A 25,323-nucleotide genomic window follows, 5' to 3' on the forward strand; every position below is an offset into this window, starting at 1 on the left:
CCGCCTCCGTGCAGTTCCAGCGCCTCCGCCTCTCGGGCTTCAAGTCCTTCGTCGAGCCGACCGAGTTCCGGATCGAGCCGGGGCTGACGGGCATCGTTGGCCCGAACGGTTGCGGCAAGTCGAACCTGCTTGAGGCCCTGCGCTGGGTGATGGGCGCCAACTCCGCCAAGGCCATGCGGGCCGGCGGCATGGACGACGTGATCTTCGCCGGCAGCGGCGCGCGCCCGCCGCGCAACCATGCCGACGTGGCCCTGACCATCGACAATGCCGACCGCACGGCCCCGGCCCAGTTCAATGACGACCCGGTGCTGGAAGTCGTGCGCCGTATCGATCGTGGGGCCGGCTCGACCTACAAGATCAACGGCCGCGAGGTGCGGGCCCGCGACGTCCAGCTGCTGTTCGCCGACGCCTCGACCGGCGCCAACTCGCCGGCCCTGGTGCGCCAGGGCCAGATCAGCGAACTGATCGGCGCCAAGCCGCAGAACCGCCGCCGCATCCTGGAAGAGGCGGCCGGGGTCTCAGGGCTCCACACCCGCCGCCACGAGGCCGAGCTGCGCCTGCGGGCCGCCGAGAGCAACCTCTCGCGGCTGGAGGACGTGGCCCGCGAGCTGGAGACGGCCCTCAACCGCCTCAAGCGCGAGGCCCGCCAAGCCGAGAAGTACAAGCGCCTGTCGTCCGAGATCCGCGCCGTGCAGGGCGCGGTGCTCTATGCCCGCTGGACCGAAGCCCGCGACACCCTGGAGCGCACCCAGCGCGAGGCGACCGAGGCCGCGCGCACCGTCGAGGAGACCGCTCGCGCCGCCGCCGCCGCCCAGGTGGCCATCACCGAGGCCGAGGCCGCCATGCCCCCTCTGCGGGAAGAGGCGACCATCGCCCAGGCGATCCTGGGCCAGCTGGCCATCCAGAAGGACCGCGCCGAGCGCGAGGCCGAGGCCGCCTCGGCCGAGTTCGAGCGCCTGAAGACCGATCTGGCCCGCATCGACGACGACCGCGCCCGCGAGAGCCAGGCCAAGGACGACGCCGCCGCCGCCCTGGCCCGCATCGACGCCGAGTTGGCCGAGGTCCGCGCCCTGGTCGCCGCCGCGCCGGAGCGGGGTCCCGAGCTGGAGACCGCCGCCAAGGCCGCAGAGACCGCCCGCGCCACCGCCGAAACGACCGTCGAGCAACTGGCTGCTCGCGTCGCCGCCGAGGAGGCGCAAGGCCGCGCCGCCGCCGCCCGCCTGTCCGAAGCCGACGCCCGCGCCAACCGCACCAACCGCGCCCTGGATCAGGCCAAGGCCGAGCGCGCCGCCGTCGGTCCCGAGATCGATCCGGCCGCCGCCGACGCTCGTCAGCGCTTTGACAATGCGCAGGCCGCGCTCGCAGCGGCGCGGGCGGCGCTGGAAGAGGCCGAGAACGAGCGCGTCAAGGCCGCCGAGCAGGAAGCCCAGGCCCGCCAGCTGGCGCGTAATGTCGAGGACCAGCTGGGCCGCCTGCGCACGGAAGCCCGAGGCCTGGCCCAGCTGACCGCGCCGCGCAGCAAGAGCGGCCATGCCCCGGCCCTGGACAGCGTCGCGCCTGACAAGGGCTATGGCGCGGCCCTGGCGGCGGCGCTGGGCGATGATTTGGACGCGGCCCTGGACGCCAAGGCGCCGTCGTACTGGGGCGGCGCCGAGGCGCCCTCTCCGACTTGGCCGGAGGGCGCCCAGCCGCTGGCGCCGCTGGTCAAGGCGCCGCCCGCCCTCGCCGCCCGCCTCTCGCACGTGGCCGTCGTGGCACGCGCCGATGGGGACCGCCTGCAAAAGGACCTCAAGCCCGGCGCGCGCCTGGTCTCCAAGGAGGGCGACCTGTGGCGCTGGGACGGCTTCGTGGCCCGCGCCGATGCGCCCAAGCCCGCCGCCGTGCGGCTGGAGCAGCGCACGCGCCTGGCCGAGGTCGAGGCCGAGATCGACATCCTGGCGCCGCGCGCCGAGGCCACCGCCGCCGCCCTGAAGACCGCAGCCGACCGCATGCGCGCCGTCGAGGACCTGCTGCGCGACAAGCGCCGCGGTCCGCCCGACGCTGAGCGCCTGCTGAACAGCGCCCGCGAGCAGGTCGCCAAGTTCGAGCGCGAACAGGCGACGCGCGCGGCTCGCGCCCAGTCGCTGGACGACACCATCGCCCGCTTCGAGGCCGAGAAGGTCGAGTCCGACGCCGCCCTGGCCGCCGCGCGCGAGGCCCATGCCGCCGCCCAGACCTCGGGCGACCTGCAGCCGCAGCTGGCCGCCGCCCGCCAGGCCTCGGCCCAGGCCCGCGAGGCCGCCAGCGCCGCTCGCACGGCCCTGGACGTCGAGACCCGCGAACGCGCCGGCCGCCAGCGTCGCCTGGAGAGCCTGGAGCGCGACCGCGCCGACTGGGGCAAGCGCGCCGAGACCGCCGGCAAGCGCACCGAAAGCCTCGAAGCCGACCGCGTGAAGGCCGCCGCCGCCCTGGAAGGCGCGCGTGAGGCCCCTGCCGCCTTGCAGGAAAAGCTGGTCGCGTTGCTGGACGAGTTCGGCGCCGCCGAGGCTCGCCGCGCCAAGGCCAGCGACGCCCTGGAAGCCGCCGAAACCCTGCGCCTCAACAACGACCGCACCGCCCGCGCCGCCGAGCAGGCCGCCGGCGAGGCTCGCGAAAAGCGCGCCTCGCTGGTCGCCCACCTGGACGGCGCCCGCCAGCGCTTCGCCGAGGTCGCCTCGGCCATCCGCGAGCAGGCCCGCATGGAGCCCGAGGAACTGGGCCGCCACGTCGCCGGCGAGGCCGTGGCCGTGCCGAAGGACGCCGCTGGCGTCGAGGCCCACCTGTTCGCGCTGGAGCGCGAGCGCGACGCCATCGGCCCGGTGAACCTGCGCGCCGAGGAAGAGGCCCAGGAATATGCCGGCCGCCTGGAGATCATGCGGGTCGAGCGGGCCGACCTGTCGGGCGCGGTGACCAAGCTGCGGGCCGGCATCGAGGAGCTGAACGCCGAAGGCCGTGAGCGCCTGCTGGCCGCCTTCGACGTGATCAACGCCAACTTCCAGACCCTCTTCCAGGCGCTGTTCGGGGGCGGCCAGGCCGAGCTGAAGCTGATCGAAAGCGACGATCCGCTGGAAGCCGGCCTGGAAATCTTCGCCTGCCCGCCCGGCAAGCGCATGGCCAGCATGAGCCTGATGAGCGGCGGCGAGCAGGCCCTGACCGCCAGCGCCCTGATCTTCGGCGTGTTCCTGGCCAATCCGGCCCCGATCTGCGTGCTGGACGAAGTCGACGCGCCCTTGGACGACGCCAATGTCGACCGCTACTGCAACATGCTGGACGAGATGCGCCGGCGCACCCAGACGCGCTTCATCGCCATCACCCACAACCCGGTGACCATGAGCCGGATGGATCGCCTGTTCGGCGTGACCATGGCCGAGCGCGGCGTCAGCCAGTTGGTCAGCGTCGACCTGAGCACGGCTGAAAAGCTGGTCGCCTAGAAGCCGATCGCCTGACGGATCGGATTGGCCGGGTCGGCCAGCAGCTTCACCGCCATGGCGCACGAGATCACCACCAAGAGCGGCCGGATCAGCTTGGGGCCGAAGCGCATGGCCAGGCGCGACCCCACCTGAGCGCCGATGAACGCGCCGGCGGCCATGGCCAGCCCCACCGGCCAGACGACCGCGCCCTTGATCATGAACAGGGTCAGGCTGCCCAGGTTGCTGGCGGCGTTGGCCAGCTTGGTGTGGGCCGTGGCCTTCAGCACGCCGTAGCCCAGCAGGGTCACGATCGCGACCATGTAGAAGGCCCCAGCGCCCGGCCCGAAGATGCCGTCATAGAAGCCGACCAGCGGCGTGACGAAACAGGCGAACGGGATCAGCGCCATGCGCGGCGCGACGTCCTCGCTCTTGAGGGCGCGCGAGAAGCCGAAATAGAGGGCGATGGAGATCAGCAGCAGCGGCACGATCGCGCGCAGCAGCTGCGGCGACAGCAGGCTGGCGCACAGCGCGCCGCACAGGCCCGCCACGGCGGCCGCGCCGGCGACCGGCAGGGCGGTTTTCCAGTCGATCAGGCCGCGGCGGGCGAAGGCCGTGGTCGAGGACAGCGCGCTGATCGCGCCCTGCAGCTTGTTGGTGCCCAGGGCCTGGACCGGCGACAGCCCCGCCAGCAGCAGGGCCGGCAGGGTCACCAGACCGCCGCCGCCAGCGATGGCGTCCAGCGCCCCGGCAAGCGCGGCGACCGTGAAGAGGGCGAGCAGAAGTTCGAAATGGACAGAGCCCATGACGCCCCCTCGGCGGGATGGAAGCCGAAACGAAAACGGGGACCCGAAGGTCCCCGCCTCATCCTCAAAGGATCAGTTGCCCCAGAGGCTGGCCCACTGGTGGGCGCGGTCGGCCTTGCTGTTGCTGGTCTTGCCCAGGGCGCGGAGCTCGTCACGGGCCTGAGCCTTCTCTTCCTTGCGGATACGCATTTCGGCGGCTTCCACCTGCTTGCGTTCCTTCCGCTCAGCGCGCTTGACGGCCATGATCGCCTCTTGGCGAGCCACGGCTTCAAGGCGGGCCTTTTCCTTGGCTTCGGCGCGGGCGGCGCGGACGGCTTCGAGTTCGGCGGCGCGTTGCTCTTCGCGCTTGTCGAAATCGGGATCCTGCACGGTCGGCTTGGCCTTGAACTTGGCCAGCATGGCCTTCTTGGCTTCCTGCTGCGAGGAAATACGATCGGCGAATCCGGTGTTCTTCAGGTGCGACATGAATCTTCGTGTTGTTTGGAGGCGGCGGCTCTAAAGCCCAGATTTACGCAAAAATCAATGCGTCATCGGGCGCATCACCCCTTGCCTATTGGGGGTGACGCCGAAAGAGCACGCTCCATATAGGAAGGGTTCCCGGCTTTGGTAGGCCTGTTAACCGGTCTCGAATGGGGATCGTTTTGCCCCTCCCTGAAGCCGAGGGCGAAATCCTTAAGTAATTCCGCTGCTTGGCCTACGAACCGCTCGCCTTGACGCACCGCAGCGAGGTCTATAGGTTCCGCGCCGATCAAGCCGGCCGGAATTGCGCCTTGTTTTGGCGCGTCCGCGGCGTTTTCGGACCTGCCGCTTCCCATGCCCAAGGCCGACGAACCGAACGACAAGGCCCTCGCAAGCCTCGACGCTCGGCTCGACGCATTTGAGGCGAAGAAGGCGGCGGAAAAGCCCGCGAAAGCGGCGACCGAAAAGGCCAACCAGGACGGTTACCGTCTGTTGGCGGATTTGATCGGGGGCGTGTTGGTGGGTCTCGGCTTTGGCTGGCTGCTCGACCACTACGTCCTGAAATCGGGCCCCTGGGGCATGGTCGGCGGTCTGCTGATCGGTCTGGGGCTCGCGATATTCTCCATCGTCCGCAAGGCGATGAAACTAAGCGCGCAGGCGTCGGCGCCGTCCCCCCAAGGGAATGCCGACGGACACATGGGAGACGGGTCTACCGTCCCCAAGCAGAAGAGAGACTAGGGCCGATGGCCGATCCGATGCACCAGTTCCAGATCACGAAGATCGTGGAACTGCCCACCGTGACCGTTCCCGGCCTCGGCACGATCGACCTGTCGATCACGAACTCGGTCGCCGCGATGATGCTAGCCGCCGTGCTGGTCATGGCCTTCTACACGCTGGCCGCGCGCCGCGCCGTGATCCCGGGCCGCCTGCAGGCGGTGGGCGAGATGCTCTACGGACTGGTCGATGGGCTCGCGGAGTCGATCATCGGCCACGAAGGCAAGAAGTTCCTGCCGTTCATCTTCACGCTGTTCGCCTTCGTGCTGTTCATGAACATCCAGGGCATGTTCCTGGTGTTCACCGCCACGTCGCAACTGGCCGTGACCCTGACGCTGGGCCTGATGGTCATCCTGACCGTGGTCGCCGTCGGCTTCGCCAAGAACGGCATCAAGTTCTTCAAGCTGTTCGCGCCGTCGGGCGTCCCGCCGGTGCTGTACATCCTGCTGGTGCCGATCGAGATCCTGTCGTTCCTGATCCGTCCGATCACCCTGGGCCTTCGTCTGTTCGGCAACATGCTGGGCGGCCACGTCGTGCTGAAGATCTTCGCCGGTTTCGTGATCGCCCTGGGCGGTCTCGGCGTCCTGGGCTGGGCCGGTTCGGCCCTGGCCCTGACCTCGGTCGTCGCCCTGACGGCCCTCGAGTTCATGGTGGCCTTCCTGCAGGCCTTCGTGTTCGCGGTGCTCGCCTGCGTCTACATCAACGACGTCGTGCACCTCGACAGCCACTGATCAACCACTAGTCTTTCAACCTACATACCCTTCCTAAGGAGTCTCTATCATGGACGCTGCTGCTGCTAAGTACATCGGCGCTGGTCTGGCCATGCTCGGCATGATCGGCGCTGGCGTTGGCCTGGGCGTGATGTTCGGCAACTACTTCCAAGGCGCCCTGCGTAACCCGACCGCCGCCGCTCAAGAGCGCCCGATGCTGTTCCTGGGCATGGCTCTGACGGAAGCCCTGGGCATCTTCGCCCTGGTCATCGCCTTCCTGATCCTGTTCTCGTAATCGGATCCGCTGGAGCGCGGCGCTTCACTGGAAGCGACGCGCTCCATGCCTTTGTTTTCTCGCGCTTCCTGGAGCGGGCCGGATGACGGCCCGCTCCAAGCGCACTAGCTGAGAGGCGCCTTCGCCCATGGCGACGGAACATCACGGCACGACCGAGACGACTGAAGCCCCCAAGCACGAAAGCGGCGGCCTTCCGCAGCTGCAGTTCGAGCACTGGGGTGGTCAGATTGTCTGGCTGCTGATCATTTTCGCCGTCTTGTACGCGGTGCTGTCGAAGGTGCTGCTGCCCCGCGTCAGCGGCGCGATCGACGAGCGCGGCGGCAAGATCGCCGGCGACATCGCCGACGCCCGTCGCATGAAGGACGAGGCCGAAGCCCAGGCTCGCGCCGCCGCGGCTGAAGTCGCCGAGGCTCGCGCCAAGGCCCAGAAGACCGCTGCCGACGCCAAGGCCAAGGCCGCCGCCGAGGCCGCCGAACGCCAGGCCAAGGAAGAGGCCGTCCTGGCCGAGAAGCTGGCCGCGGCCGAAGCTTCGATCCAGGCCGCCCGCGACACGGCCATGAGCCAGGTCCGCGTGGTCGCCGAAGATACGGCCGGCGCGATCGTCGAGAAGCTGACGGGCAAGGCGGCCACGGCCGCCGAGCTGAAGTCGGCTCTGGCCTAAGGAGCTGAAGATGGAACACGAATCCCTGTTCAGCTTCTCGAACCCGGAATTCTGGGTTCTGGTTGCTCTGGTGATCTTCTTCGGCCTGCTAGTCGTGCTGAAGGTCCTGCCGGGCGCGCTGTTCGGCGCGCTGGACGGCTATGCCGCCAAGATCAAGGCCGAGCTCGATGAAGCCCAGCAACTGCGTGAAGAGGCGCAAGCCCTGCTCGCGGACGTGAAGGCCCAGCGCGACGAAGCCGAGCGCCAGGCCACGGGCATGCTGGAAGCCGCCAAGGCCGACGCCAAGCGTCTGGCCGAGGAAGCCAAGGAAAAGCTCGAGGAGCAGATCAAGCGCCGCGCCGAGATGGCCGAACGCAAGATCGCCCAGGCCGAGGCGCAAGCCGCCGCCGACGTGAAGGCCGCCGCGGTGGATCTCGCCGCCCAGGCCGCCGAAGCGGTGCTGACGGCCCGCCTGGCCGGCGCCAAGAGCGACCCGCTCGCCGACGCCGCGATCAGCCAGCTGGGCTCCAAGCTGCAATAGCAGCGGGCTTGGCGAACAAGACAGAGGGCGCGGATCGCAAGGTCCGCGCCCTTTTCTTTGCTCGCCCCTCTTCTTTTTGACAGTGCACGCAACCGGACGTGTAGAACGGACGGACGATGACCAAGCTGCTGCCCGGCGATCCCGCGCCGTCGTTCTTCGCCGTCAGTCGCGGCAATCCCCGCTATGCGTTCGATGTCGCGGCGGGGCGTTATCTGCTGCTGGCCCTGGTGGGCGAGGGTGACGACGCCTTCGTCGAGACCGTCGAGCGGGTCGTGATCGAACAGGCTGAACGGCTCGACGGCGACGGCCTGGCCTTCTTCGGCCTGCTGCGCGACACCGAGCGCTGGAACAGCCGCGAGGACCGCCTGCCCGGCGCCCGCTGGCTGCTGGACGAGGCCGGCGCTGCCTTCACCGCCCTCGGCGCGGCCGACGAGCCCGGCTGGTCGGGATGGATCCTGGTCGACCCGAACTTCCGCATCCTGGCCGCGCTGTCCGCCGACCAGACCGAGCTTCTGGCCCGCATCCTGCCCGGCCTGCCGCCGGTGGCGACCCATTCCGGCGTCGAGCTCCACGCCCCCGTGCTGGTGGTGCCCCGCCTGTTCGAGCCCGAGCTGTGCCAGACCCTGATCGCCGCCTACGAGGCCGACGGCGGCGCGGCGTCCGGCTTCATGCGGGAAGTGGAGGGCCGGACGGTCGAGATCCGCGACGCCAACCACAAGATCCGCCGCGACCTGATGCTGCCGGCCGGCGAGCTGCGCGACGCCGTCCGCGCCCGCATCCAGCGCCGCCTGGCCCCGCAGATCGCCAAGGCCTTCCAGTTCGCCGCCACCCGCATGGAGCGCGACCTGGTCGCCTGCTACGACGCGGCCGACCACGGCTTCTTCCGGGCCCATCGGGACAACACCACCAAGGGCACCGCTCACCGCCGCTTCGCCGTGACCATCAACCTGAACGCGGAAGACTATGAGGGCGGCGACCTGCGCTTCCCGGAGTTCGGGCCCCGGACCTATCGCGCCCCCACGGGCGGCGCGGTCGTGTTCTCGTGCTCGCTGCTGCACGAGGCCCTGCCGGTGACCAAGGGCAAGCGCTACGCCTTCCTGCCGTTCCTGTACGACGAGGCCGGCGCCCAGGTGCGCGAGCAGAACGCCGGATACGTCGGGGCCGGGGGATACCGCTACAAGGCCTAGGGCCGAAGGCCCGTCTATCCCACGGCCTGAATCGAGAAGCTCTGCTCGACCAGGGTCGCCTGGCCGAAGATGGTCATGAAGGCGATGTCGGCGGCGTCACGGCCCGTGGCGACCCGCACCAGCCCGTCGATGGGCGCCAGGCCCGTGGCGTCGATCAGCCGCCAGCGGCCGCCCAGATAGACCTCGGCGATGGCGTGCAGATCCGGCGGTTCCAGCTTCCAGGCATAGGCGCTGACGGCCCTGGCGGGGATGTCGCTGGCGCGGCACAGGCCGATGACCAGATGGGTGAAGTCGCGGCACACGCCGGCCCTATCCACCAAGGTGTCGACCGCCGTCGTGGCCGCGTCGCTGACCCCGGCGCGATAGACCAGGTTCTCGGCGATCCAGGCCAGGATCGCCGCCACCCGGCGTCCGCCCTTCAGGCCGCCGAACCGGTGCTCGACGAACCGCTCCAGGCGGTCCGAAGGGCTGTAGCGGCTGGGGCGCAGGAACGGCAGGACGGCGCTGGGCAGTTCGCGGATCGCCATGGCCGGCATGTCCGCCAGGTCGTGGTCGCGCGGCATGACCTCGACCCGCGCGCGGTACAGCGCGTTCACCCGGCCGCTGGCCGTGAACACCGTCCGGCGCTCGAAGGTCACGGGATCGTCGACCCGCACGGCGTCGACATTCGGCCAGAAGGTCAGGGCCTCGGAATGGACGATCTGGTCAGGCCCATGCGCGGCCTCGACCAGCAGCAGCACCTCGCACGGGGTCGCGAAGTCGTAGGTCAGCGAGGCTTCGACGTCGAAACGCATGGATTGTCCTGGGGCGGTCGCGGTAGCGCGCCCTGCTACAATCCCCTCAGGCTGAATGGGTTCAGGCGGCCTTGGCCATCTTGCGCGCCACGTACTTTTTCACGCGCTTGCGGGTCTTCTTCAGCAGCCGCCAGCGGGCCCGACGCAGGACCAGCTTCTCGGTGCGCAGCATCTGCTGCCAGACGACCAGCAGCACCTCGGGCTCGCGGCGCATCAGGCGGCGGATCGGGAAGACCAGCTTGGGGTGGCGCTTCTGCCAGCGGATGAAGGTCTTGCGGGCCTGGAACGAGTAGCGCAGCACGATCATCAGGCCGATGACCAGCAACGGCAGGCCCACGTGGCCGGGCAGCGGCGTCAGCACCGCGCCCGCGACGATCACCAGCGTGCCGAAGCCGATGGCGATCCAGCGGAAGGCGCGGGCCGCGGACTCGCGCAGCAGCAAGGCCAACCGCGCGCGGCGCCGGACCCTGTGCTTGATGTCGATCGTGGAGGCGGTGGCGGTCACCGACCGGCGGCTTGCTTCGCGGCGGCGCGACGCTTGAAGGACTTGCGCCAGCGGGCGGCCATGCGCCACTTGCGCGGCACGATCAGGCGCTCAACGCGCAGGGCCTGTTGCCAGGCCACCAGCACGACCTCGGGCTCGCGACGCAGCAGGCGGCGCAGCGGGAAGATCAGCTTGGGGTGGGCGTGCTGGAAGCGGACGAACTGCTTGCGCGCCTTGAACGAGTTGCGCAGCACCAGCATCAGGCCGACCACGGTCAGCGGCAGGCCCATGGGACCCGGCAGCGGCGCGATGACGATGCCGCCGATGATCAGCAGCACACCCAGGCTCACCAGGATCACGCGCAGGAATCGCGCGATGAGCTCGCGGGCGAGATCATCGGCGGTGCGGTGGGCGCGCGGCATGGCGAGGGCGAGAGCAGTCATTGGGAGGACGAAACGGGCCTGCGCCCCGCTTGCTCCCTGGAAAAGCCAGAGCGCCCCGACACGCACCCCCGATATGTGGACCGATGAGGGCGCCGTAAAGGCGCCCTCTGGTCGCAAGGGGGGTATGGAATTTGCTATTCAGCCGCCAGTGGCGCCGCTGCAACAGGTTTCCACCTCAACCGAGGCTTGCGGGCCGCCTGGGTCTCGTCGAGGCGACGCAGCGGGGCATGGAACGGCGCGCCCTTGAAGCGCTCCGTATCCCCCGCCTTGGCCGCCCCGGCCAGCAGTCGGAGGGCTTCGATGAAGCGATCCAGCTCCTGCTTGCTCTCGGTCTCGGTCGGCTCGATCAGCATCGCGCCGTGGACGACCAGCGGGAAGTACATGGTCATCGGGTGGAAGCCCTCGTCGATCATCGCCTTGGCGAAGTCGAGCGTGGTCACGCCGGTGCCTTCCAGCCAGCTGTCGTCGAACAGGGCTTCATGCATGCACGGACCTTCGGGGAAGGCCGGGCTCATCACGTCCTTCAGCTGGGCCTTGATGTAGTTGGCGTTGAGGACGGCGTCCTCGGCCACCTGACGCAGGCCGTCGGCCCCGTGGCTCAGCATGTAGGCATAGGCGCGCACATACATGCCCATCTGGCCGTGGAAGGCGCTCATGCGGCCGAAGGCGGTCTTGGCGCCCTCTTCACCGGCGTGCTCGACCATCGAGAAGCCGTCGTCGCCGTGGACCAGCCAGGGCGTCGGCGCGAAGGCCGCCAGAGCCTCCGAAAGCACCACCGGACCCGCGCCCGGACCGCCGCCGCCATGGGGCGTCGAGAAGGTCTTGTGCAGGTTGATGTGCATGGCGTCGACGCCCAGGTCTCCCGGACGCACCCGGCCGACGATGGCGTTGAAGTTGGCGCCGTCGCAGTAGAAGTACGCGCCCGCCGCGTGGGTCAGGCGAGCGATCTCGACGACGTCGCGCTCGAACAGGCCGCAGGTGTTGGGGTTGGTGACCATGATGGCGGCCACGTGGTCGCCCAGCTTGGACTCCAGGTCCGCCAGGTCGACACGGCCGTCAGCGGTCTGGGCGATCTCGACGACGGTGTAGCCGACGAAGGCCGCCGTGGCCGGGTTGGTGCCGTGGGCGCTGGTCGGCGCCAGCACGGTCTTGCGATGGCCATTGCCGGCCGCCTCGTGGGCGGCGCGGATGGCCAGCAGGCCGCACAGCTCGCCGTGGGCGCCAGCCTTGGGCGACAGGGCGACGGCGGGCATGCCGGTCAGGGTCTTCAGCCAGTGGGCCAGGCGGTCCATCAGCTGCAGGGCGCCCTGCACCGTCGACTGCGGCTGCAGCGGGTGGATGTCCGAGAAGCCCGGCAGGCGCGCCATCTTCTCGTTCAGGCGCGGGTTGTGCTTCATCGTGCACGAGCCCAGCGGATACAGCGCCAGGTCGATGGCATGGTTCTTCTGGGACAGGCGCACATAGTGGCGGACGGCTTCCGGCTCCGAGAGGCCCGGCAGGCCGATCGGCTCGGCGCGCAGCAGGCCGGCCAGGTCGCTCGAGGGCGCGGCGGCTTCCGGCAGGTCGACGCCGGTCTTGTTCCAGCCGTCCAGTTCGAAGATCAGGGCTTCGTTCTGCAGCAGGCCGCGGTTGCCGGTCAGGGTCTCATGACCACCGGCGTCATTGGCGGTCTCGGGGCGCGTGGGACGGCCGACGTTGTTCATGCTCATTGGCCCACCGCCTTGGTCAGGATCTTGGCGAAGAAAGTGATGTCGATATCCAGCGTGGTCTCGGTGGCCGCGACCAGCAGCACGTCGTCCAGGCCCGCGCCCGCGTCGAGGCGCGAGAACGGCACGCCGGCGATGACGCCGTGGCCGGCCAAAGTTTCCACCACGTCGGCGGCGTTCTTCGGCAGCTTGATCGCGAACTCGTTGAAGAAGCGCGGGGTCAGCACCTCGACGCCTGGCACGGCCTTCAGGGCGTCGCGCAGGGCGACGGCCTTCTGGTGGTTCAGGGCCGCCAGTTGGCGCAGGCCCGTCTCGCCCAGCAGGCTCATGTGGATCGAGAAAGCCAGGGCGCACAGGCCGCTGTTGGTGCAGATGTTCGACGTCGCCTTATCGCGACGGATGTGCTGCTCGCGGGTCGAGAGCGTCAGCACGAAACCGCGCTTGCCGTCGGCGTCGACCGTCTCGCCGCACAGGCGGCCCGGCATCTGGCGGACGAACTTTTCCTTGCAGGCGAAGAGGCCGACATAGGGACCGCCGAAGTTCAGGCCGTTGCCGATCGACTGGCCCTCGGCCACGGCGATGTCGGCGCCCATCTCGCCGGGCGACTTCAAGAGGCCGTACGAGACGGCTTCGGTGGTCACCACGATCAGCAGCGCGCCGGCGGCGTGAGCGGCCTCGGCGATCTTGGTGACGTCGGTGACCGTGCCGAACACGTTCGGCGTCTGGACGACGACGCAGGCGGTGTCGGCGTCGATCGCGGCGATCACCGCGTCCTCGGCGTCGACGGCGGCCGGCATGGCTTGCGTCGAGACGCCCGCCGCGTGGGCCAGGGTCTCGATGGTTTCGATGTAGTGCGGGTGGACGCCGCCCGACATCACCGCCTTGTTCCGGCGGGTGACGCGCTGGGCCATCATCACGGCCTCGGCCGCGCCGGTCGAGCCATCATAGAGCGAGGCGTTGGCCACCTCCATGCCGGTCAGGGCCGCGACCTGGGTCTGGAACTCGAACAGCACCTGCAGAGTGCCCTGCGCGATTTCCGGCTGGTAGGGCGTGTAGCTGGTCAGGAACTCCGACCGCTGGATGATGTGGTCGACCGTGGCCGGCACGTGGTGGCGATAGGCGCCGGCCCCACAGAAGAACGGTCCCTCCCCCGCCGAACGATTGCGACGGGCCAGGCCCGCCATCTCGCGCTCGACTTCGATCTCGCCGGCGTGCAGCGGCAGGTCGACGGTTCCGTCGCGGCGGGCCGAGGCCGGCACGTCGACGAACAGATCGTCGATCGACTTCACGCCGATCGCGCCGAGCATCTCGACGCGGTCTTCGGGGGTCAGGGGGAGGTAACGCATTGGGTCTGCTTTCGCGGCGAATTACAGAGTGGCGAGGAACGCTTCGTAGGCATCGCGGTCCATCAGGGCGTCGACCTCGGCCGGGTTCGACAGCTTGATCTTGGCGAACCAACCGCCGCTTTCCGGCAGGGCGTTGACGGTTTCCGGCGCGTCGCCCAGCTCGGCATTGCCTTCGACGACTTCGCCCGACACCGGGGCGTAGACGTCCGAGGCCGCCTTGACGCTTTCGACGACGGCCAGGTTCTCGCCCTGCTTCACGGTCTTGCCGGCTTCCGGCACTTCCACGAACACCACGTCGCCCAGTTGCTCGGCGGCATAGGCAGTAATGCCGACGGTGGCGACGTCGCCTTGGACGACGACCCATTCATGATCTTTGGTGAAACGCATCTCTGTCGGCCCTTGATTAGAGTTTGCGGACGTAACGGTTCGGCACGAACGGCGAGGCGACCACTTCGGCGGCCGCCTGCTTGCCTCGTACGATGACTTTCAACTTGGTCCCGACCGCGGCGAAAGCCGGCGGGGCGAAACCGATGGCGATGGGGAAGCCGAGCGAGGGCGCGAAGCCGCCGCTGGTCACCTTGCCGATGACATTGCCGGCTTCGTCGGCGATCTCGGCGCCTTCGCGGGCCGGGGCGCCTTCCAGCACCTTGAGGTTCACGCGGACGCGCGACAGCTCGCCGGCCAGCTCCTTGGCGATCCGGGCCGCGCCCAGATAGTCGCCGGCCTCGCGGCGCGACTTGCCGACGGCGAAGTTCAGGCCGGCCTCGATCGGCGAGACGGTCTCGTCCAGGTCGTGGCCGTACAGCGGCAGGCCCGCTTCCAGGCGCAGGCTGTCACGGGCGCCCAGGCCGATCGGCTTGACGCGCTCGTCGGCCAGCAGGGTGTTCCACACGCGCTCGGCGGCGTCGGCCGGAACCGAAATCTCGTAGCCGTCCTCGCCCGTGTAACCCGAGCGCGAGATGATGGCGTCGACGCCGAAGGCCGTCAGGGCCTTGGTGTCCATGAACACCATCTGCGCGGCTTGCGGCACATGGGCGGCCAGCACGGCGGCGGCCTCGGGACCTTGCAGCGCCAGCAGCGCGCGGTCTTCCAGGCGGGTCACCGTGGCCTCGCCGGCCAGGACGTCGGCGATGATCTCGTAGTCGTTGTCCTTGCAGGCGCCGTTGACCACGACGAACAGGCCGTCGTCGTCCGGACGCGCGGTCATCAGGTCGTCGATGATGCCGCCCTCGGCATTGAGCAGCACGCCATAACGCTGCTTGCCGGCCTTCAGGCCCTGATAGTCGGCCGAGACGACCTTCTCGAAGCTCTTGGCCGGGTTCTCACCACGGATGCGGGCCTGGCCCATGTGCGAGACGTCGAACAGGCCGGCGTGCTCACGGGTCCAGAGGTGCTCCTTCAGAACCCCGTCCTTGTACTGCACCGGCATGGAATAGCCCGCGAACGGCACCATGCGCGCGCCGGCCGCCACGTGGGCGTCGAAGAGCGGGGTCTTCTTGAGGTCTTGGTCGGACACTAGGCAGGCTCCAAGCGGGGTCGGCGACGGGACCGGCGTCCGCCGGCAAGTCGCCCCCGCTGTCCCTTTGGCCTGAGAGATTCCGCCCCCCCCCCTCTGCTGTTTGGGGTCAGCCTTGCTCCTTCGGCGAGCCGGCCTTTCGGACGGCTACTTTCCAGCGTTCCTAAACCCGCGCGGTCCTTTTGCCTGAGCGTTTCCGGGGCGGTTGCGCCTTCGGCCTCGGGAACGAATCCCGACGTCTCCCGCGAGGGTCGATGGGGTCAATGCGGGAGGGCTGCCCCTGAGTCAAGCTGGAGCACCGTCCCCCACCTCCGATTTCCCGGCGAAAGCCGGGACCCAGATTCATCCCGAGCGTTTAGGCGCTCGCGCCTACCTTCCGCACGAGACAAACGGCGCCCTGGGCTCGATCTGGGCCCCGGCTTTCGCCGGGGAGACCGGATTAAAGGGAGAGATCTCCGAACCACTCCGTCTCGCCGATCGGCGGTCCCGGCGGGGTCACGACCTTGGCCTTGCCGTCCTCGACCAGCGACGCCAGGCGGCCGCCGCCCTCGTCGGCGACGATGCCGGCCAGGGCGCGGGCCTGGGCGCGGTCGGCGGCGTCGCCGGCGGTGACGGCCTTCAATCCCTTGCCCCAGTCGGCCAGGCGCGCGCGGATGATGGCGGCGGCGGTCGGCGACAGGCTCTTGTCGGAGAGCGCATCGGCCAGGCTGACCACCATGCGCTGGCGCACGCGGCGGGCCAGTTCGGCCTGACGACCGGTCGCCTTGCCGTCGAAGGCGGCGAAGGCCAGGGCCTTGTCCAGCAGGCCCTCGACACCCGGCTGGGCCGGATCGCGACGCTTGGCCTCCATCAGGCGGTTCAGGCGGGCCGGCGCGAAGAGGTCGCTCCACACCAGGTCGGCGGCGACCTCGGCCGTCGCGGGCAGGTCGAACACCGGACCCTGCTGGAAGGTCTCGATGTCATTGGCCTTGTCCGAGCCCTGCGACTGCCCCGAGGTCAGGACGTCCAGGGTCTTGTCGGAGAGATCCAGCGCCGCCGGCGTTACCGTCCGCAGCAGGGCGTCGATGGCGGCGACCTGGCGAGCAGCCGGGACGGGCTTGCTGGCCTCGTGGCCGTCGCCCTCGGCGCCGTAGGTGAAGTCGACACCGCCGACCAGCTTGGCGGTCGCGTCCACCTGGTAACGGTGGAAGATGTAGATCGGCACGACGATCCGGCGCAGGTCGGCCACCGACGCGCCCTTGGGCAGGTTGCCGAGACCGAAGCGATCCAGGGCGATCTTGCGCACGGCCATCAGGTGATCGAGCTCGGCGACGGGATCGGCGCCGTTGTCCCACACCGCGCCCAGAGGGTGGGGCGTGTCGGCGGCGCGGGCGTCCTCGTCGGAAACATAGCGCAGGCCGTCGGCCTGGCTCTTGTCGGCCTTGGCCTTCAGCCAGGTCTTCTCGTCCGTCCCGGCCGGCGCGGGGCTATACAGCCAATCGATCGCGAACTTGTCCCAGCTGCCCACCCCGCGCCCATAGGCGTCGGCGAAGTCCAGCTGCCCGCCCCTGATGGCGATCCTGGGCGCCGGATAGTCCATCACAGAGGCGCGGTCGCCATAGGCGCTGGCGGCGAAATTGTGCTGCAGGCCGATCGAGTGGCCGATCTCGTGGGTGGCCAGCTGGCGCAGGCGGGCCAAGGAGATCTGGATCGGGTCATTAGGCCCGCCCTGGCCGGTGGCGGTCGCACCTTCCAGGCCTTCGAAGATCAGCCGGTCCTGGCGAATGCGCTGCGAGCCCAGCAGGACGTCGCCCTTGACGATCTCGCCCGTGCGCGGATCGACCACCGCGTGGCCGTACGACCAGCCGCGCGTCTGGCGGTGCACCCAGTTGACGACATTGTAGCGAGCGTCCAGCGGCGAGACGCCGTCCGGCAAGACCTCGACCCTGAAGGCGTCGATGAAGCCGGCCGCCTCGAAGGCCTGGTTCCACCAGCGCCCGCCCTCGATCAGGGCCGAGCGCACCGGTTCGGGCGCGGCGCGGTCGACATAGAACACGATCGGCTTCTTGACCGGCGAGCGGGCGGCGGTCGGGTCGGTCTTTTCCAGGCGGAAGCGGTGGGCCAGGCGATAGACCAGGGGCTCGTTCAGCGGCGCGGAATAGTCGGCGACGGTATGGTCGATGACGCCGACGCGCGGATCGTTCTGGCGGGGCGTATAGCCGGGCTCCGGCAAGGCCACGAACGAGTGGTGCAGCGCCAGGGTGACGTTGCGCGGATCGGGCACGATGCCGCGAACCTCGCCGCCAGGATCATCGCCGACGAAGGTCTCGACCGCCTCCAGCTCGACGTTCAGCGGGAAGACATTGACCTCGCCGGTGTCGACGTACGAGAGCCCGTCGTTCAGCCGGAAGTCGCCTTGCTTGGACCGCTTGAGGGTCTTGGCGATGCCCTGCGCATCGCGGACCAGGAAACTGGAGATATCGACCAGCAGTCGGCCATCCGCACCCTCGGCCTCGATGGCGTTGGACCAGACGCTGGAGATCGGAAACGAGTCCCGCACCGCCTGCTGCTCGTCGGCCGAACCGCGCGCGGCCGAGAAGCCCCAGTTCTCGAACTGGGCGATGACCTTCCCGCCCACGCGGCGGAAGGCGATGATCTGGGTGTCGCCCGGCGCCGAACGGTCCAAGCCCGTTGGGTTTGAGCCGAGGCCGGCGCGCAGATAGGTCTGGTAGAGATACCGCCCGGCGATCCCGTCCGCGCCCGGCTTGGGCAGCAGCAGGAAGACCTTGCCGTCCTTCTTATCGACGAAGACCGGAACCAGCCCGTCCTTGCGCTCGAGCCCGGCGGTCGCCTCGGAGAACTTGTCGGTGGTTTTGGGCTTTTCAGCCGCCAGAGCCGGCGCGGCGATCGCGCTCACGCAGACGCTCGCCATCAACATGGCGACCACGGACGACTTCATGACCCCTCCCGAACGCATCGAAGCGCCGGGACTGTCGGGCGGGTTTGGAGGGATTGCAACTGTCTGGAGGCGACACACCCCGACTTGCTCGTCGAATGGGCTGCGCACCCAAAACACCGATTTCCCCGGCGAAAGCCGGGGCCCAGATGGAAGAGCGCTTGGGCTGGCGCTACGAGCGCTGAGCTCGTCTAATCATCCCCAGCACCTTGAGATCTGGGTCCCGGCTTTCGCCGGGAAGATCGGTTCTAGTGAGCATTTTCGGCCAAGAGTTCGGGCGCAAGCGTGATCGCGATCTCGAAGAACTCAGGCAGATTGGAGGCCTCGACGACCAAACCCACTATGTTGCTCTCCGAAATTCAGAAACCCGCTTCGGCGTCCCATTCGGCAGCAACATAGAGAGGATGGCGCATGCGAGATCCTACATCCGCTCGGGCGCTTCGATACCCAGCAGGTCGAGCGTCAGCTCCAGCTGCCGCAGCGTCGTCTCCGCCAGCGACAGGCGGGAGGCCCGCAGCTCTTCGGTGTCGGCGCTCATGATCGGGCAGGCGGCGTAGAACTTCGAGAAGGTCTGGGCCAGCTTGTAGGCGTGCTCGGCCACGAAGTTGGGGGCCTTCTTGTCATAGGCCTCCTGCAGGGCGCCCTCGAAGGCGTCCAGCAGCATGGCAAGGTCCCGCTCGGCCTGTTCGTGGATCACGATGCGGCCGGCGGTCGCGCCAGCTTCGGCGGCCTTGCGCAGCACGCTCTTGATGCGCACCGACTGGTACAGCAGGTACGGGCCGGTCTTGCCCTCGAAGCTGGTGAAGCGGTCGAGGTCGAAGACGTACGAGGTGCCGCGGAAGTTCTGCAGGTCGGCGAACTTCAGGGCCGCGACGCCGACCTTGTGGGCGGTGTCCTCGAACTGGGCCTCGGAGAGCTCGGCGCCCAGGCCGGCTTCGCGCAGGCGCTCGCGGGCCTTTTCACGGGCCATCTCGATCAAGTCGTGCAGCTTCAGGACGCCGCCGGCGCGGGTCTTGAAGGGCTTGCCGTCCGTGCCGTTCATCGTGCCGAAGCCGATGTGCTCCAGCGAGCCCTCGGTCGCGTAGCCGGCCAGGTAGGCGGCGCGGAACACGGTCTCGAAGTGCAGGGCCTGACGCTGGTCCACGCAGTAGAGGATCAGGTGCGGGTCGAACGACTTGCGGCGATCCAGGATCGTCGCCAGGTCGGTCGTGCCGTACATGGCCGAGCCTTCCGACGACACCACCAGCAGCGGCGGCACGTCCTGCTTGTCGCCCTCGCGGGCCACGCGGACGATGCGGGCGCCCTGGTCCTCGACCAGCAGGCCCTTGACCTCCAGCTGGTTGACCATCGGCTCGATCAGGTCGTTGACGTCGCTCTCGCCCTTCCACAGGTCGAAGTCGACGCCCAGGGCGTGGAACTCGCGTTCCAGGGCCACGCGGCTGACATTGACGAAGTGACGCCACAGCAGGCGGTAGCCGAAGCGGCCGTTCTGCAGTTCGGCGGTCGCCTTGCGGGCGCGCTCCTTGAAGGCCGGATCTTCCTTCTGGCGGATCGAGGCGGCCGGATAAATGCGGTCGAGGTCGGCCAGGGTGATCCGGCTCTCGAACTCGGCCATGACCTTGGCTTCGTCGGCGGCGCTGAAGCCACGCGGAGCTTCCGGCAGCTTGTCCATCAGGGCGCGGATGAAGGCGTCCTCGTCGACGATGGCCGAGATGAGCAGGCCCATCTGGAAGCCCCAGTCGCCGAAGTGGGCGTCGCCCACCACGTCGTCGCCGCGGAAGCGGTACAGGCGCTTGACCGACTCGCCGATGATCGAGGCGCGCAGGTGGCCCACGTGCATCGGCTTGGCCACGTTCGGGCCGGCATAGTCGATCAGGACCCGGCGCGGCTGCTCCAGCAGCTGGGCGCCGACCCGGTCATCGCCAGCGATCTCGCGAACGCGGGCCGACAGGGCCTCGTCGCTGACGCGCATGTTGATGAAGCCGACCCCGGCGATCTCCACCGAGGCCAGGCGCGGGTCGCCCTTGAGGATATCGACGACCTGCACGGCGATCTCGCGCGGATTGCGCTTGGCGCTCTTGGCCGCCGCGAGGGCGCCGTTGCACTGGAAATCGGCCAGGTCGGGTCGGTCGGAGGCGGTGACGCGTCCGAACTCGGGAGGCAGTCCGGCGGCCTGGAAAGCGGCCGCGGCCGCCTCGCTCAGGGACCGCTTCAAATCGTTCATTGTTTAGTGGAAGTCCCTGATTGGGTTTGGCCTGCTTGAGCAGTCTGGCCGGCGTTGACGCGGAAGCGCTTGCCCTCACGATTGAAGGCGGCCATTTCCGGCGTCACGTCGAAGCCGATCAGCACCTCGAAGTTCCCGCCGCTGACCTTCACGTCGGCGCGCGGAATGGTGATCTGCTCGATGGTTTCACGCGCATAGGCGCGGTCCTGGCCGGCGGCGAACGTCACCGGCAGGTCGAAATATTCCTTGGCGATGACCGCCTGGTTGCGCTCGGTCACGGCCACCCAATAGCGGTAGACGTGCTTGTCGCCCTGGGCCTGCGGGCCCTTGCCCAGCTGGAACAGGACCTCGGCGCGGATGCGGATCGGCTCGTCGCTCTTGTAGGCGCAGCCCGAGCTCAGGCTCTGGATCTCGCCGGTGAAGCCAGCCTGGGCGGCCGATTCCTTGGCGTCCTTGAACTCGACATAGCGGCTGGCGTCGTACAGCACCTTCACATAGGGGCACGGGCCGGCATTGCGCAGCTGCGGCAGCGGCGCCTTGGGCTGGTTCCACTCTTCGTCGCGCTTCTTCTTCTTGGCGGCCTGATCGCCGTCGTCCTGGCCGCCACCGCCGCCCGGGCCTTGGGCGTGAGCGATCGTCGCCGTGGTCGCGGCGATCGAGACGGCCATCAAAGCGCTGAGGGCGAGCGAGAAGGTGCGGCGCATGAAACGTCGGTTCCGGACAAGAAGAGCCAAGCGGGACCATGGAGCCCCTTCGGCGTCATGCAGCCTGATAAAGGCATATGCGTGACGTCGCAACGACGCAGACTCCTGGCGCCGGGGCCCGTGAGCGACTAGTTTCCGCGCCATGAACGCCCAGACCTCGATCCGACGCCCGATCTCGCTCGTGCTGGCCAGCCCGCGCGGCTTCTGCGCCGGGGTCGATCGCGCCATCCAGATCGTCGAGCGCGCCGTCGAGAAGTTCGGCGCGCCGGTCTATGTGCGTCACGAGATCGTGCACAACCGCCACGTGGTCGATCGCCTGAAGGCGCTGGGCGCGGTGTTCATCGAGGAACTGTCCGAGGCCCCCGACGACCGCCCGGTGGTGTTCTCGGCCCACGGCGTGCCCAAGTCGGTGCCGGCCGAGGCCCAGTCGCGGCAGATGATCTACCTCGACGCCACCTGCCCGCTGGTCTCCAAGGTCCATGTCGAGGCCCAGAAGCACTACGACGCCGGCCGCGAGATCGTGCTGATCGGCCACGCCGGCCACCCCGAGGTGATCGGCACCATGGGCCAGCTGCCCGAAGGCTCGGTCACCCTGATCGAGGACATCAAGGACGCCGCCGCCTGGCAGCCCAAGGACGTCTCCAACGTCGCGTTCCTCACCCAGACCACCCTGTCGGTCGACGACACAGCCGACATGATCGCCCTGCTGCGCGAGCGCTTCCCCGACATCGCCGCTCCACACAAGGAAGACATCTGCTACGCCACCACCAACCGCCAGGACGCGGTCAAGCACTTGGCCGAACAGGCTGAGTTGGTGCTGGTGGTCGGCTCGAAGAACTCATCCAACTCGGTGCGCCTGATGGAGGTCGGCCTGAAGGCCGGCGCCAGCGCCGCCCACCTGATTGACGACGCCAGCGGCATGGACTGGAGCTGGTTCGACGGCGTCACCCGCGTGGGCCTCACCGCCGGCGCCTCGGCCCCGGAAGACCTGGTGCAGGGCGTGATCGACGCCATCTCGGCCCGTTTCGACACCACCGTCGAGGAGTTGGTCGAGGCGCGCGAGACCATCACCTTCAAGCTGCCAAGGCTGCTGACGGCCTAACCCCATCCGTCATTCCCGCCCTCGTGGCGGGAACCCCTGGTTCAGCTGGCACGTGAGACTCAAGGCCGATCGCGTGACGTGAAGCCACATCTTCACCTGCGACTGACAGAGGGGTTCCCGCCACGAGGGCGGGAATGACGGTTGTTGGGGATATCGATTGAGCCCGCCCCCTTGACCGCCAGCGCCCCGTCCCGCATCCCCGCGCCATGGCCGTCTATACCGACATCACCGACCAAGAACTCGCGACCTTCCTGGAAGGCTATGACCTGGGCGCCGCGCTGGCGTTCAAGGGCATCGCCGAGGGCGTGGAGAACTCCAACTTCCTGCTGGAGACGGAGAAGGGCCGCTACATCCTGACCGTCTATGAGCGGCGGGTGAAGGCCGAGGAGCTGCCCTACTTCCTCAACATGCTGACCTGGCTGGCCGACAAGGGCTATCCCAGCGCCCGGCCGATCGCCGACCGCAAGGGCGCCACGCTGTCGACCCTGCGCGGCAAGGCCGCCGCGATCGTCGAGTTCCTGCCCGGCCTGTCGGTGCGCAAGCCGACCGCCGCTCACTGCCGCGAAGCCGGCGAGGGCCTGGCCTGGCTGCACCTGGCCGGCGAAGGCTATCCGGCTCGCCGCGCCAACGACCTGGGCCAGAGCGCCTGGGCCCCGCTGTTTTCCAAGCACCGCAAGGCGGCCGAGGACCTCAAGCCCGGCCTGTCGGCGACCGTCGACAACGATCTGGCGCAGCTGTCCCTGATGTGGCCCCGAAGTCTGCCGTCGGGCACGATCCACGCCGACTATTTCCCCGACAACGTCTTCTTCCAGCCGAACGGCAAGTTCGCCGCCGCGATCGACTTCTATTTCGCCTGCGACGACAGCTACGCCTACGACGTCGCGGTGACCCTGAACGCCTGGTGCTTCGAGGCCGACGGCAGCTTCAACATCACCGCCGCCAAGGCGCTGCTGAACGGCTATGAGCGCCGTCGCCCGCTGAGCCCGGCCGAGAAGGAAGCCCTGCCGATCCTGGCGCGCGGCGCGGCCATGCGCTTCTTCCTGACCCGCCTGGCCGACTGGGGCGCGACGCCCGCCGGCGCGCTGGTGCGGCCCAAGGATCCGCTGGAGTACGAGCGCAAGCTGGCCGTCCACCGCGAAGGTCTCGTGCTGTTCTGATGACGCCCAAGGTCACGATCTATACCGACGGCGCCTGCAAGGGGAATCCCGGCCCGGGCGGCTGGGGCGCCATCCTGTTCTATGGCGACAAGAAGAAGGAAATCTGCGGCGGCGAGCCGGGGACGACCAACAACCGCATGGAGCTGATGGCGGCCATCCAGGCGCTGGAGCTGCTGAACCGTCCCTGCAAGATCGAGCTGCACACCGACAGCCAGTACGTGATGAAGGGCATCCAGGAGTGGATCCGCGGCTGGAAGGCGCGCGGCTGGAAGACGGCCGACAAGAGCCCGGTCAAGAACGACGACCTGTGGAAGCGGCTCGACGCCGCGCGCGAGCGGCACGACGTCGACTGGCGCTGGGTCAAGGGCCATGCCGGCCATCCGCTGAACGAGCGCGCCGACGCGCTCGCCAACGAAGGCCTGCGCAAGGCCAATCCCCGGTTCGTCTAGGCCGCCAGCGCGCCAGGCTCCGAGCCGGTCGCAAAGGCCAGGCCCTCGTCCTCCCAGCCCGTGATGCCGCCGATCATCAGCTTCACCGGCCGCCCCAGCTGGGCCAGCTTCAGCGCCGCGCGGTCGGCGCCGTTGCAGTGCGGGCCGGCGCAGTAGACCACGAACAGCGTGTCCTGCGGCCATTCCGCCATGCGCTCGGCGGTCATCTCGGCGTGGCGCAGGTGGATCGCGCCCGGCACGTGGCGGCGGACATAGGCTTCGGGCGAGCCGACCACGTGCAGCAGGACAAAGTCGACCTGGCCGGCCTTCATGGACGCAGCGACGTCGGCGCAGTCGGTCTCCAGCGACAGCCGCGCGGCGAAGTGGGCGGCGGCGGCGTCAGACGGGGCGGCGGGGATTTCTGAAACGAAGCTCATGGCGCTCTCCAGCGGTTGGACGCCTGGAGACTTGCCGCATGAGCTCCCATCGCGTTAGCTGGCGAGATCGACACCTGGCGTAAAGATCATGCCAAACCGACTTATCGTCGCCCTCGCCTATGACGGCCTCTGCACCTTCGAGTACGGGGTGGCGGTGGAGCTGTTCGCCTTGCTCCGGCCGGAGATGGGCGACGACTGGTACCGCTTCGCCACCGCCGCCGTGGAGCCGGGCGACCTGAAGGGTCTGGGCGGGGTGCGGATCGTCGGCGACGGCGGGCTGGAGCTCCTAGAACAGGCCAGCGTCATCGTCGCGCCCGGCTGGCGGGGCATGGACCAGCCCGTGCCGGCGCCGCTGGTCGAGGCCCTGCGCGCGGCGCACGCCGGGGGCGCGCGGCTGATGTCGATCTGCTCGGGCGTCTTCGTGCTGGCGGCGACGGGCCTGCTGGACGGCCGGCGGGCCACGACCCACTGGCGTTATGCCGACGCCCTGCGCGAGCGCTATCCGGCGATCGAGGTGCAGCCCGACGTGCTGTATGTCGACGAGGGCGACCTGCTGACCTCGGCCGGCAGCGCGGCGGGCATCGATCTTGGCCTGCACCTGATCCGCCGCGACTTCGGGCCAGAAGCGGCCAACACCGTGGCCCGCCGGCTGGTGGTGCCGCCGCATCGCGACGGCGGCCAGGCCCAGTTCGTCCAGCGGCCCGTGCCGGTCGCCCACGAGGCCTCGCGGCTGGGGCCGATCCTGGACCGCATGCGCGGCGACCTTTCGCGGGCCCACACCATCAAGGCCCTGGCCGAGGCGGCGGGGATGAGCGAGCGGACGTTCCTGCGGCGGTTCGAGGCCGCCACCGGCGACACCCCGGCCCGCTGGCTGCTGGCCGAGCGCATGAACCGGGCGCGGGACCTGCTGGAGACCTCGCCGGCCGGCATCGACCAGATCGCCGAAGCCGTGGGCCTCGGCGCGCCCGCTCTGCGCCACCACTTCCGGCGTCAGTTCTCGACGACACCCGGCGCGTACCGAGCCCGCTTCGCGCGGGCCTAGAGCGGATCGACATTCAGCAAAATCACTTCCCCATCACCGATCGTCCCCGCGAAAGCGGGGATCCAAGCTGGCTTTCAGGACGGGACGAGGCCGAACCATGACCCGCCGCCTCCGCTTGGGTCCCCGCTTTCGCGGGGATGGTCGGATTGGGGTTAGGTCAAAGCTGAA

General features: G+C 69.0%; 23 protein-coding genes, 1 pseudogene and 1 riboswitch. Of the genes and pseudogenes, 11 read left to right on the top strand and 13 right to left on the bottom strand.

Features of this window, described 5'->3' with window-relative positions:
• The first annotated feature begins 8 nt into the window (after positions 1–8).
• The gene (smc, locus tag J7528_RS19010) at positions 9–3,449 is read left to right on the top strand and encodes a chromosome segregation protein SMC (protein ID WP_291877624.1); all 3,441 of its coding nucleotides are present in this window, start codon (positions 9–11) and stop codon (positions 3,447–3,449) included.
• Here the strand turns inward: smc and J7528_RS19015 are convergent.
• Together J7528_RS19015 and J7528_RS19020 are read right to left on the bottom strand one after the other, a co-directional pair.
• Complete coding sequence (locus J7528_RS19015; protein ID WP_291877627.1) at positions 3,446–4,231, bottom strand: TSUP family transporter; 786 nt, start codon at positions 4,229–4,231, stop codon at positions 3,446–3,448. The genes smc and J7528_RS19015 overlap by 4 nt on opposite strands.
• A 72-nt stretch (positions 4,232–4,303) precedes the next feature.
• Positions 4,304–4,696 (bottom strand): DUF6481 family protein, encoded by a 393-nt coding sequence (locus J7528_RS19020; protein WP_291877630.1) that lies wholly within the window; start codon positions 4,694–4,696, stop codon positions 4,304–4,306.
• Positions 4,697–5,044: 348 nt separating this feature from the next.
• Between J7528_RS19020 and J7528_RS19025 the strand changes: the two genes are divergently transcribed.
• From J7528_RS19025 to J7528_RS19050, 6 genes are all read left to right on the top strand, one after another.
• A complete protein-coding gene (locus J7528_RS19025) occupies positions 5,045–5,428 on the top strand; it encodes an AtpZ/AtpI family protein (protein ID WP_291877633.1) in 384 nt (127 codons plus the stop codon).
• A 5-nt stretch (positions 5,429–5,433) separates the two neighbouring features.
• A complete protein-coding gene (locus J7528_RS19030; protein ID WP_291877635.1) occupies positions 5,434–6,195 on the top strand; it encodes a F0F1 ATP synthase subunit A in 762 nt (253 codons plus the stop codon).
• Between the two features lie 49 nt (positions 6,196–6,244).
• The gene (locus J7528_RS19035) at positions 6,245–6,469 is read left to right on the top strand and encodes a F0F1 ATP synthase subunit C (RefSeq protein WP_004615714.1); all 225 of its coding nucleotides are present in this window, start codon (positions 6,245–6,247) and stop codon (positions 6,467–6,469) included.
• 127 nt (positions 6,470–6,596) lie between these two features.
• The gene (locus J7528_RS19040) at positions 6,597–7,130 is read left to right on the top strand and encodes a hypothetical protein (RefSeq protein WP_291877638.1); all 534 of its coding nucleotides are present in this window, start codon (positions 6,597–6,599) and stop codon (positions 7,128–7,130) included.
• A gap of 10 nt (positions 7,131–7,140) precedes the next feature.
• Positions 7,141–7,650, top strand: coding sequence for a F0F1 ATP synthase subunit B (locus J7528_RS19045; RefSeq protein WP_291877641.1), 510 nt, complete (start codon positions 7,141–7,143; stop codon positions 7,648–7,650).
• A 116-nt stretch (positions 7,651–7,766) separates the two neighbouring features.
• Positions 7,767–8,837 carry a 2OG-Fe(II) oxygenase gene (locus tag J7528_RS19050; protein ID WP_291877643.1) on the top strand — a complete coding sequence of 357 codons (1,071 nt, stop codon included), beginning with the start codon at positions 7,767–7,769 and terminating at the stop codon, positions 8,835–8,837.
• Between the two features lie 14 nt (positions 8,838–8,851).
• On the opposite strand, the gene J7528_RS19055 is transcribed toward J7528_RS19050, so the two are convergent.
• The 10 genes and pseudogenes from J7528_RS19055 to J7528_RS19100 form a co-directional block, all read right to left on the bottom strand.
• The gene (locus J7528_RS19055) at positions 8,852–9,631 is read right to left on the bottom strand and encodes a transglutaminase family protein (protein WP_291877645.1); all 780 of its coding nucleotides are present in this window, start codon (positions 9,629–9,631) and stop codon (positions 8,852–8,854) included.
• A gap of 61 nt (positions 9,632–9,692) precedes the next feature.
• Positions 9,693–10,136, bottom strand: a complete 444-nt coding sequence (locus tag J7528_RS19060) for a hypothetical protein (protein WP_291877647.1) — start codon at positions 10,134–10,136, stop codon at positions 9,693–9,695.
• The gene (locus J7528_RS19065; RefSeq protein ID WP_291877650.1) at positions 10,133–10,558 is read right to left on the bottom strand and encodes a hypothetical protein; all 426 of its coding nucleotides are present in this window, start codon (positions 10,556–10,558) and stop codon (positions 10,133–10,135) included. Before J7528_RS19065 ends, J7528_RS19060 begins: the two co-directional genes overlap by 4 nt.
• Positions 10,559–10,692: 134 nt before the next feature.
• Complete coding sequence (gene gcvPB, locus J7528_RS19070) at positions 10,693–12,267, bottom strand: aminomethyl-transferring glycine dehydrogenase subunit GcvPB (protein WP_291877652.1); 1,575 nt, start codon at positions 12,265–12,267, stop codon at positions 10,693–10,695.
• Positions 12,264–13,610 (bottom strand): aminomethyl-transferring glycine dehydrogenase subunit GcvPA, encoded by a 1,347-nt coding sequence (gcvPA, locus tag J7528_RS19075; RefSeq protein WP_291877655.1) that lies wholly within the window; start codon positions 13,608–13,610, stop codon positions 12,264–12,266. Before gcvPA ends, gcvPB begins: the two co-directional genes overlap by 4 nt.
• Positions 13,611–13,631: 21 nt before the next feature.
• Positions 13,632–14,000, bottom strand: a pseudogene (gcvH, locus tag J7528_RS19080) (glycine cleavage system protein GcvH); the annotation flags it as partial.
• A 13-nt stretch (positions 14,001–14,013) separates the two neighbouring features.
• A complete protein-coding gene (gcvT, locus tag J7528_RS19085) occupies positions 14,014–15,126 on the bottom strand; it encodes a glycine cleavage system aminomethyltransferase GcvT (protein WP_291877656.1) in 1,113 nt (370 codons plus the stop codon).
• Between the two features lie 164 nt (positions 15,127–15,290).
• A riboswitch (glycine riboswitch) is annotated at positions 15,291–15,381 on the bottom strand.
• Positions 15,382–15,565: 184 nt separating this feature from the next.
• Positions 15,566–18,064, bottom strand: coding sequence for a zinc-dependent metalloprotease (locus J7528_RS19090; RefSeq protein WP_291877659.1), 2,499 nt, complete (start codon positions 18,062–18,064; stop codon positions 15,566–15,568).
• Between the two features lie 418 nt (positions 18,065–18,482).
• The gene (locus J7528_RS19095) at positions 18,483–20,285 is read right to left on the bottom strand and encodes an arginine--tRNA ligase (RefSeq protein ID WP_291877662.1); all 1,803 of its coding nucleotides are present in this window, start codon (positions 20,283–20,285) and stop codon (positions 18,483–18,485) included.
• A complete protein-coding gene (locus J7528_RS19100; protein WP_291877664.1) occupies positions 20,282–20,989 on the bottom strand; it encodes a Tat pathway signal sequence domain protein in 708 nt (235 codons plus the stop codon). Before J7528_RS19100 ends, J7528_RS19095 begins: the two co-directional genes overlap by 4 nt.
• A 142-nt stretch (positions 20,990–21,131) precedes the next feature.
• Here J7528_RS19100 and ispH point away from each other — a divergent pair, with 142 nt between their 5' ends.
• From ispH to rnhA, 3 genes are all read left to right on the top strand, one after another.
• The gene (ispH, locus tag J7528_RS19105) at positions 21,132–22,091 is read left to right on the top strand and encodes a 4-hydroxy-3-methylbut-2-enyl diphosphate reductase (protein ID WP_291877667.1); all 960 of its coding nucleotides are present in this window, start codon (positions 21,132–21,134) and stop codon (positions 22,089–22,091) included.
• A gap of 206 nt (positions 22,092–22,297) precedes the next feature.
• Positions 22,298–23,248 carry a homoserine kinase gene (gene thrB / locus J7528_RS19110; RefSeq protein ID WP_291877669.1) on the top strand — a complete coding sequence of 317 codons (951 nt, stop codon included), beginning with the start codon at positions 22,298–22,300 and terminating at the stop codon, positions 23,246–23,248.
• The gene (gene rnhA, locus J7528_RS19115; RefSeq protein WP_291877671.1) at positions 23,248–23,697 is read left to right on the top strand and encodes a ribonuclease HI; all 450 of its coding nucleotides are present in this window, start codon (positions 23,248–23,250) and stop codon (positions 23,695–23,697) included. The genes thrB and rnhA overlap by 1 nt, the downstream gene beginning before the upstream one ends.
• On the opposite strand, the gene J7528_RS19120 is transcribed toward rnhA, so the two are convergent.
• Positions 23,694–24,113: a rhodanese-like domain-containing protein gene (locus tag J7528_RS19120; protein ID WP_291877674.1), complete on the bottom strand. Its 420-nt coding sequence runs from the start codon at positions 24,111–24,113 to the stop codon at positions 23,694–23,696. The genes rnhA and J7528_RS19120 overlap by 4 nt on opposite strands.
• An 88-nt stretch (positions 24,114–24,201) precedes the next feature.
• Between J7528_RS19120 and ftrA the strand changes: the two genes are divergently transcribed.
• A complete protein-coding gene (ftrA, locus tag J7528_RS19125) occupies positions 24,202–25,155 on the top strand; it encodes a transcriptional regulator FtrA (protein WP_291877676.1) in 954 nt (317 codons plus the stop codon).
• Positions 25,156–25,323 lie beyond the last annotated feature (168 nt).

This window comes from Caulobacter sp., from assembly GCF_017744445.1.
GTDB lineage: Bacteria > Pseudomonadota > Alphaproteobacteria > Caulobacterales > Caulobacteraceae > Caulobacter.

Bases quoted from the DNA above. Each gene is read 5' to 3' on its own strand.
- J7528_RS19095 (WP_291877662.1), bottom strand. From the start codon at position 20,285: ATGAACGATTTGAAGCGGTCCCTGAGCGAGGCGGCCGCGGCCGCTTTC.
- thrB (WP_291877669.1), top strand. From the start codon at position 22,298: ATGGCCGTCTATACCGACATCACCGACCAAGAACTCGCGACCTTCCTG.
- J7528_RS19025 (WP_291877633.1), top strand. From the start codon at position 5,045: ATGCCCAAGGCCGACGAACCGAACGACAAGGCCCTCGCAAGCCTCGAC.
- gcvPA (WP_291877655.1), bottom strand. From the start codon at position 13,610: ATGCGTTACCTCCCCCTGACCCCCGAAGACCGCGTCGAGATGCTCGGC.
- J7528_RS19035 (WP_004615714.1), top strand. From the start codon at position 6,245: ATGGACGCTGCTGCTGCTAAGTACATCGGCGCTGGTCTGGCCATGCTC.
- ftrA (WP_291877676.1), top strand. From the start codon at position 24,202: ATGCCAAACCGACTTATCGTCGCCCTCGCCTATGACGGCCTCTGCACC.
- J7528_RS19050 (WP_291877643.1), top strand. From the start codon at position 7,767: ATGACCAAGCTGCTGCCCGGCGATCCCGCGCCGTCGTTCTTCGCCGTC.
- J7528_RS19040 (WP_291877638.1), top strand. From the start codon at position 6,597: ATGGCGACGGAACATCACGGCACGACCGAGACGACTGAAGCCCCCAAG.
- J7528_RS19045 (WP_291877641.1), top strand. From the start codon at position 7,141: ATGGAACACGAATCCCTGTTCAGCTTCTCGAACCCGGAATTCTGGGTT.
- J7528_RS19055 (WP_291877645.1), bottom strand. From the start codon at position 9,631: ATGCGTTTCGACGTCGAAGCCTCGCTGACCTACGACTTCGCGACCCCG.
- J7528_RS19020 (WP_291877630.1), bottom strand. From the start codon at position 4,696: ATGTCGCACCTGAAGAACACCGGATTCGCCGATCGTATTTCCTCGCAG.
- J7528_RS19065 (WP_291877650.1), bottom strand. From the start codon at position 10,558: ATGACTGCTCTCGCCCTCGCCATGCCGCGCGCCCACCGCACCGCCGAT.
- J7528_RS19100 (WP_291877664.1), bottom strand. From the start codon at position 20,989: ATGCGCCGCACCTTCTCGCTCGCCCTCAGCGCTTTGATGGCCGTCTCG.
- gcvPB (WP_291877652.1), bottom strand. From the start codon at position 12,267: ATGAGCATGAACAACGTCGGCCGTCCCACGCGCCCCGAGACCGCCAAT.
- rnhA (WP_291877671.1), top strand. From the start codon at position 23,248: ATGACGCCCAAGGTCACGATCTATACCGACGGCGCCTGCAAGGGGAAT.
- J7528_RS19120 (WP_291877674.1), bottom strand. From the start codon at position 24,113: ATGAGCTTCGTTTCAGAAATCCCCGCCGCCCCGTCTGACGCCGCCGCC.
- J7528_RS19015 (WP_291877627.1), bottom strand. From the start codon at position 4,231: ATGGGCTCTGTCCATTTCGAACTTCTGCTCGCCCTCTTCACGGTCGCC.
- ispH (WP_291877667.1), top strand. From the start codon at position 21,132: ATGAACGCCCAGACCTCGATCCGACGCCCGATCTCGCTCGTGCTGGCC.
- J7528_RS19090 (WP_291877659.1), bottom strand. From the start codon at position 18,064: ATGAAGTCGTCCGTGGTCGCCATGTTGATGGCGAGCGTCTGCGTGAGC.
- J7528_RS19030 (WP_291877635.1), top strand. From the start codon at position 5,434: ATGGCCGATCCGATGCACCAGTTCCAGATCACGAAGATCGTGGAACTG.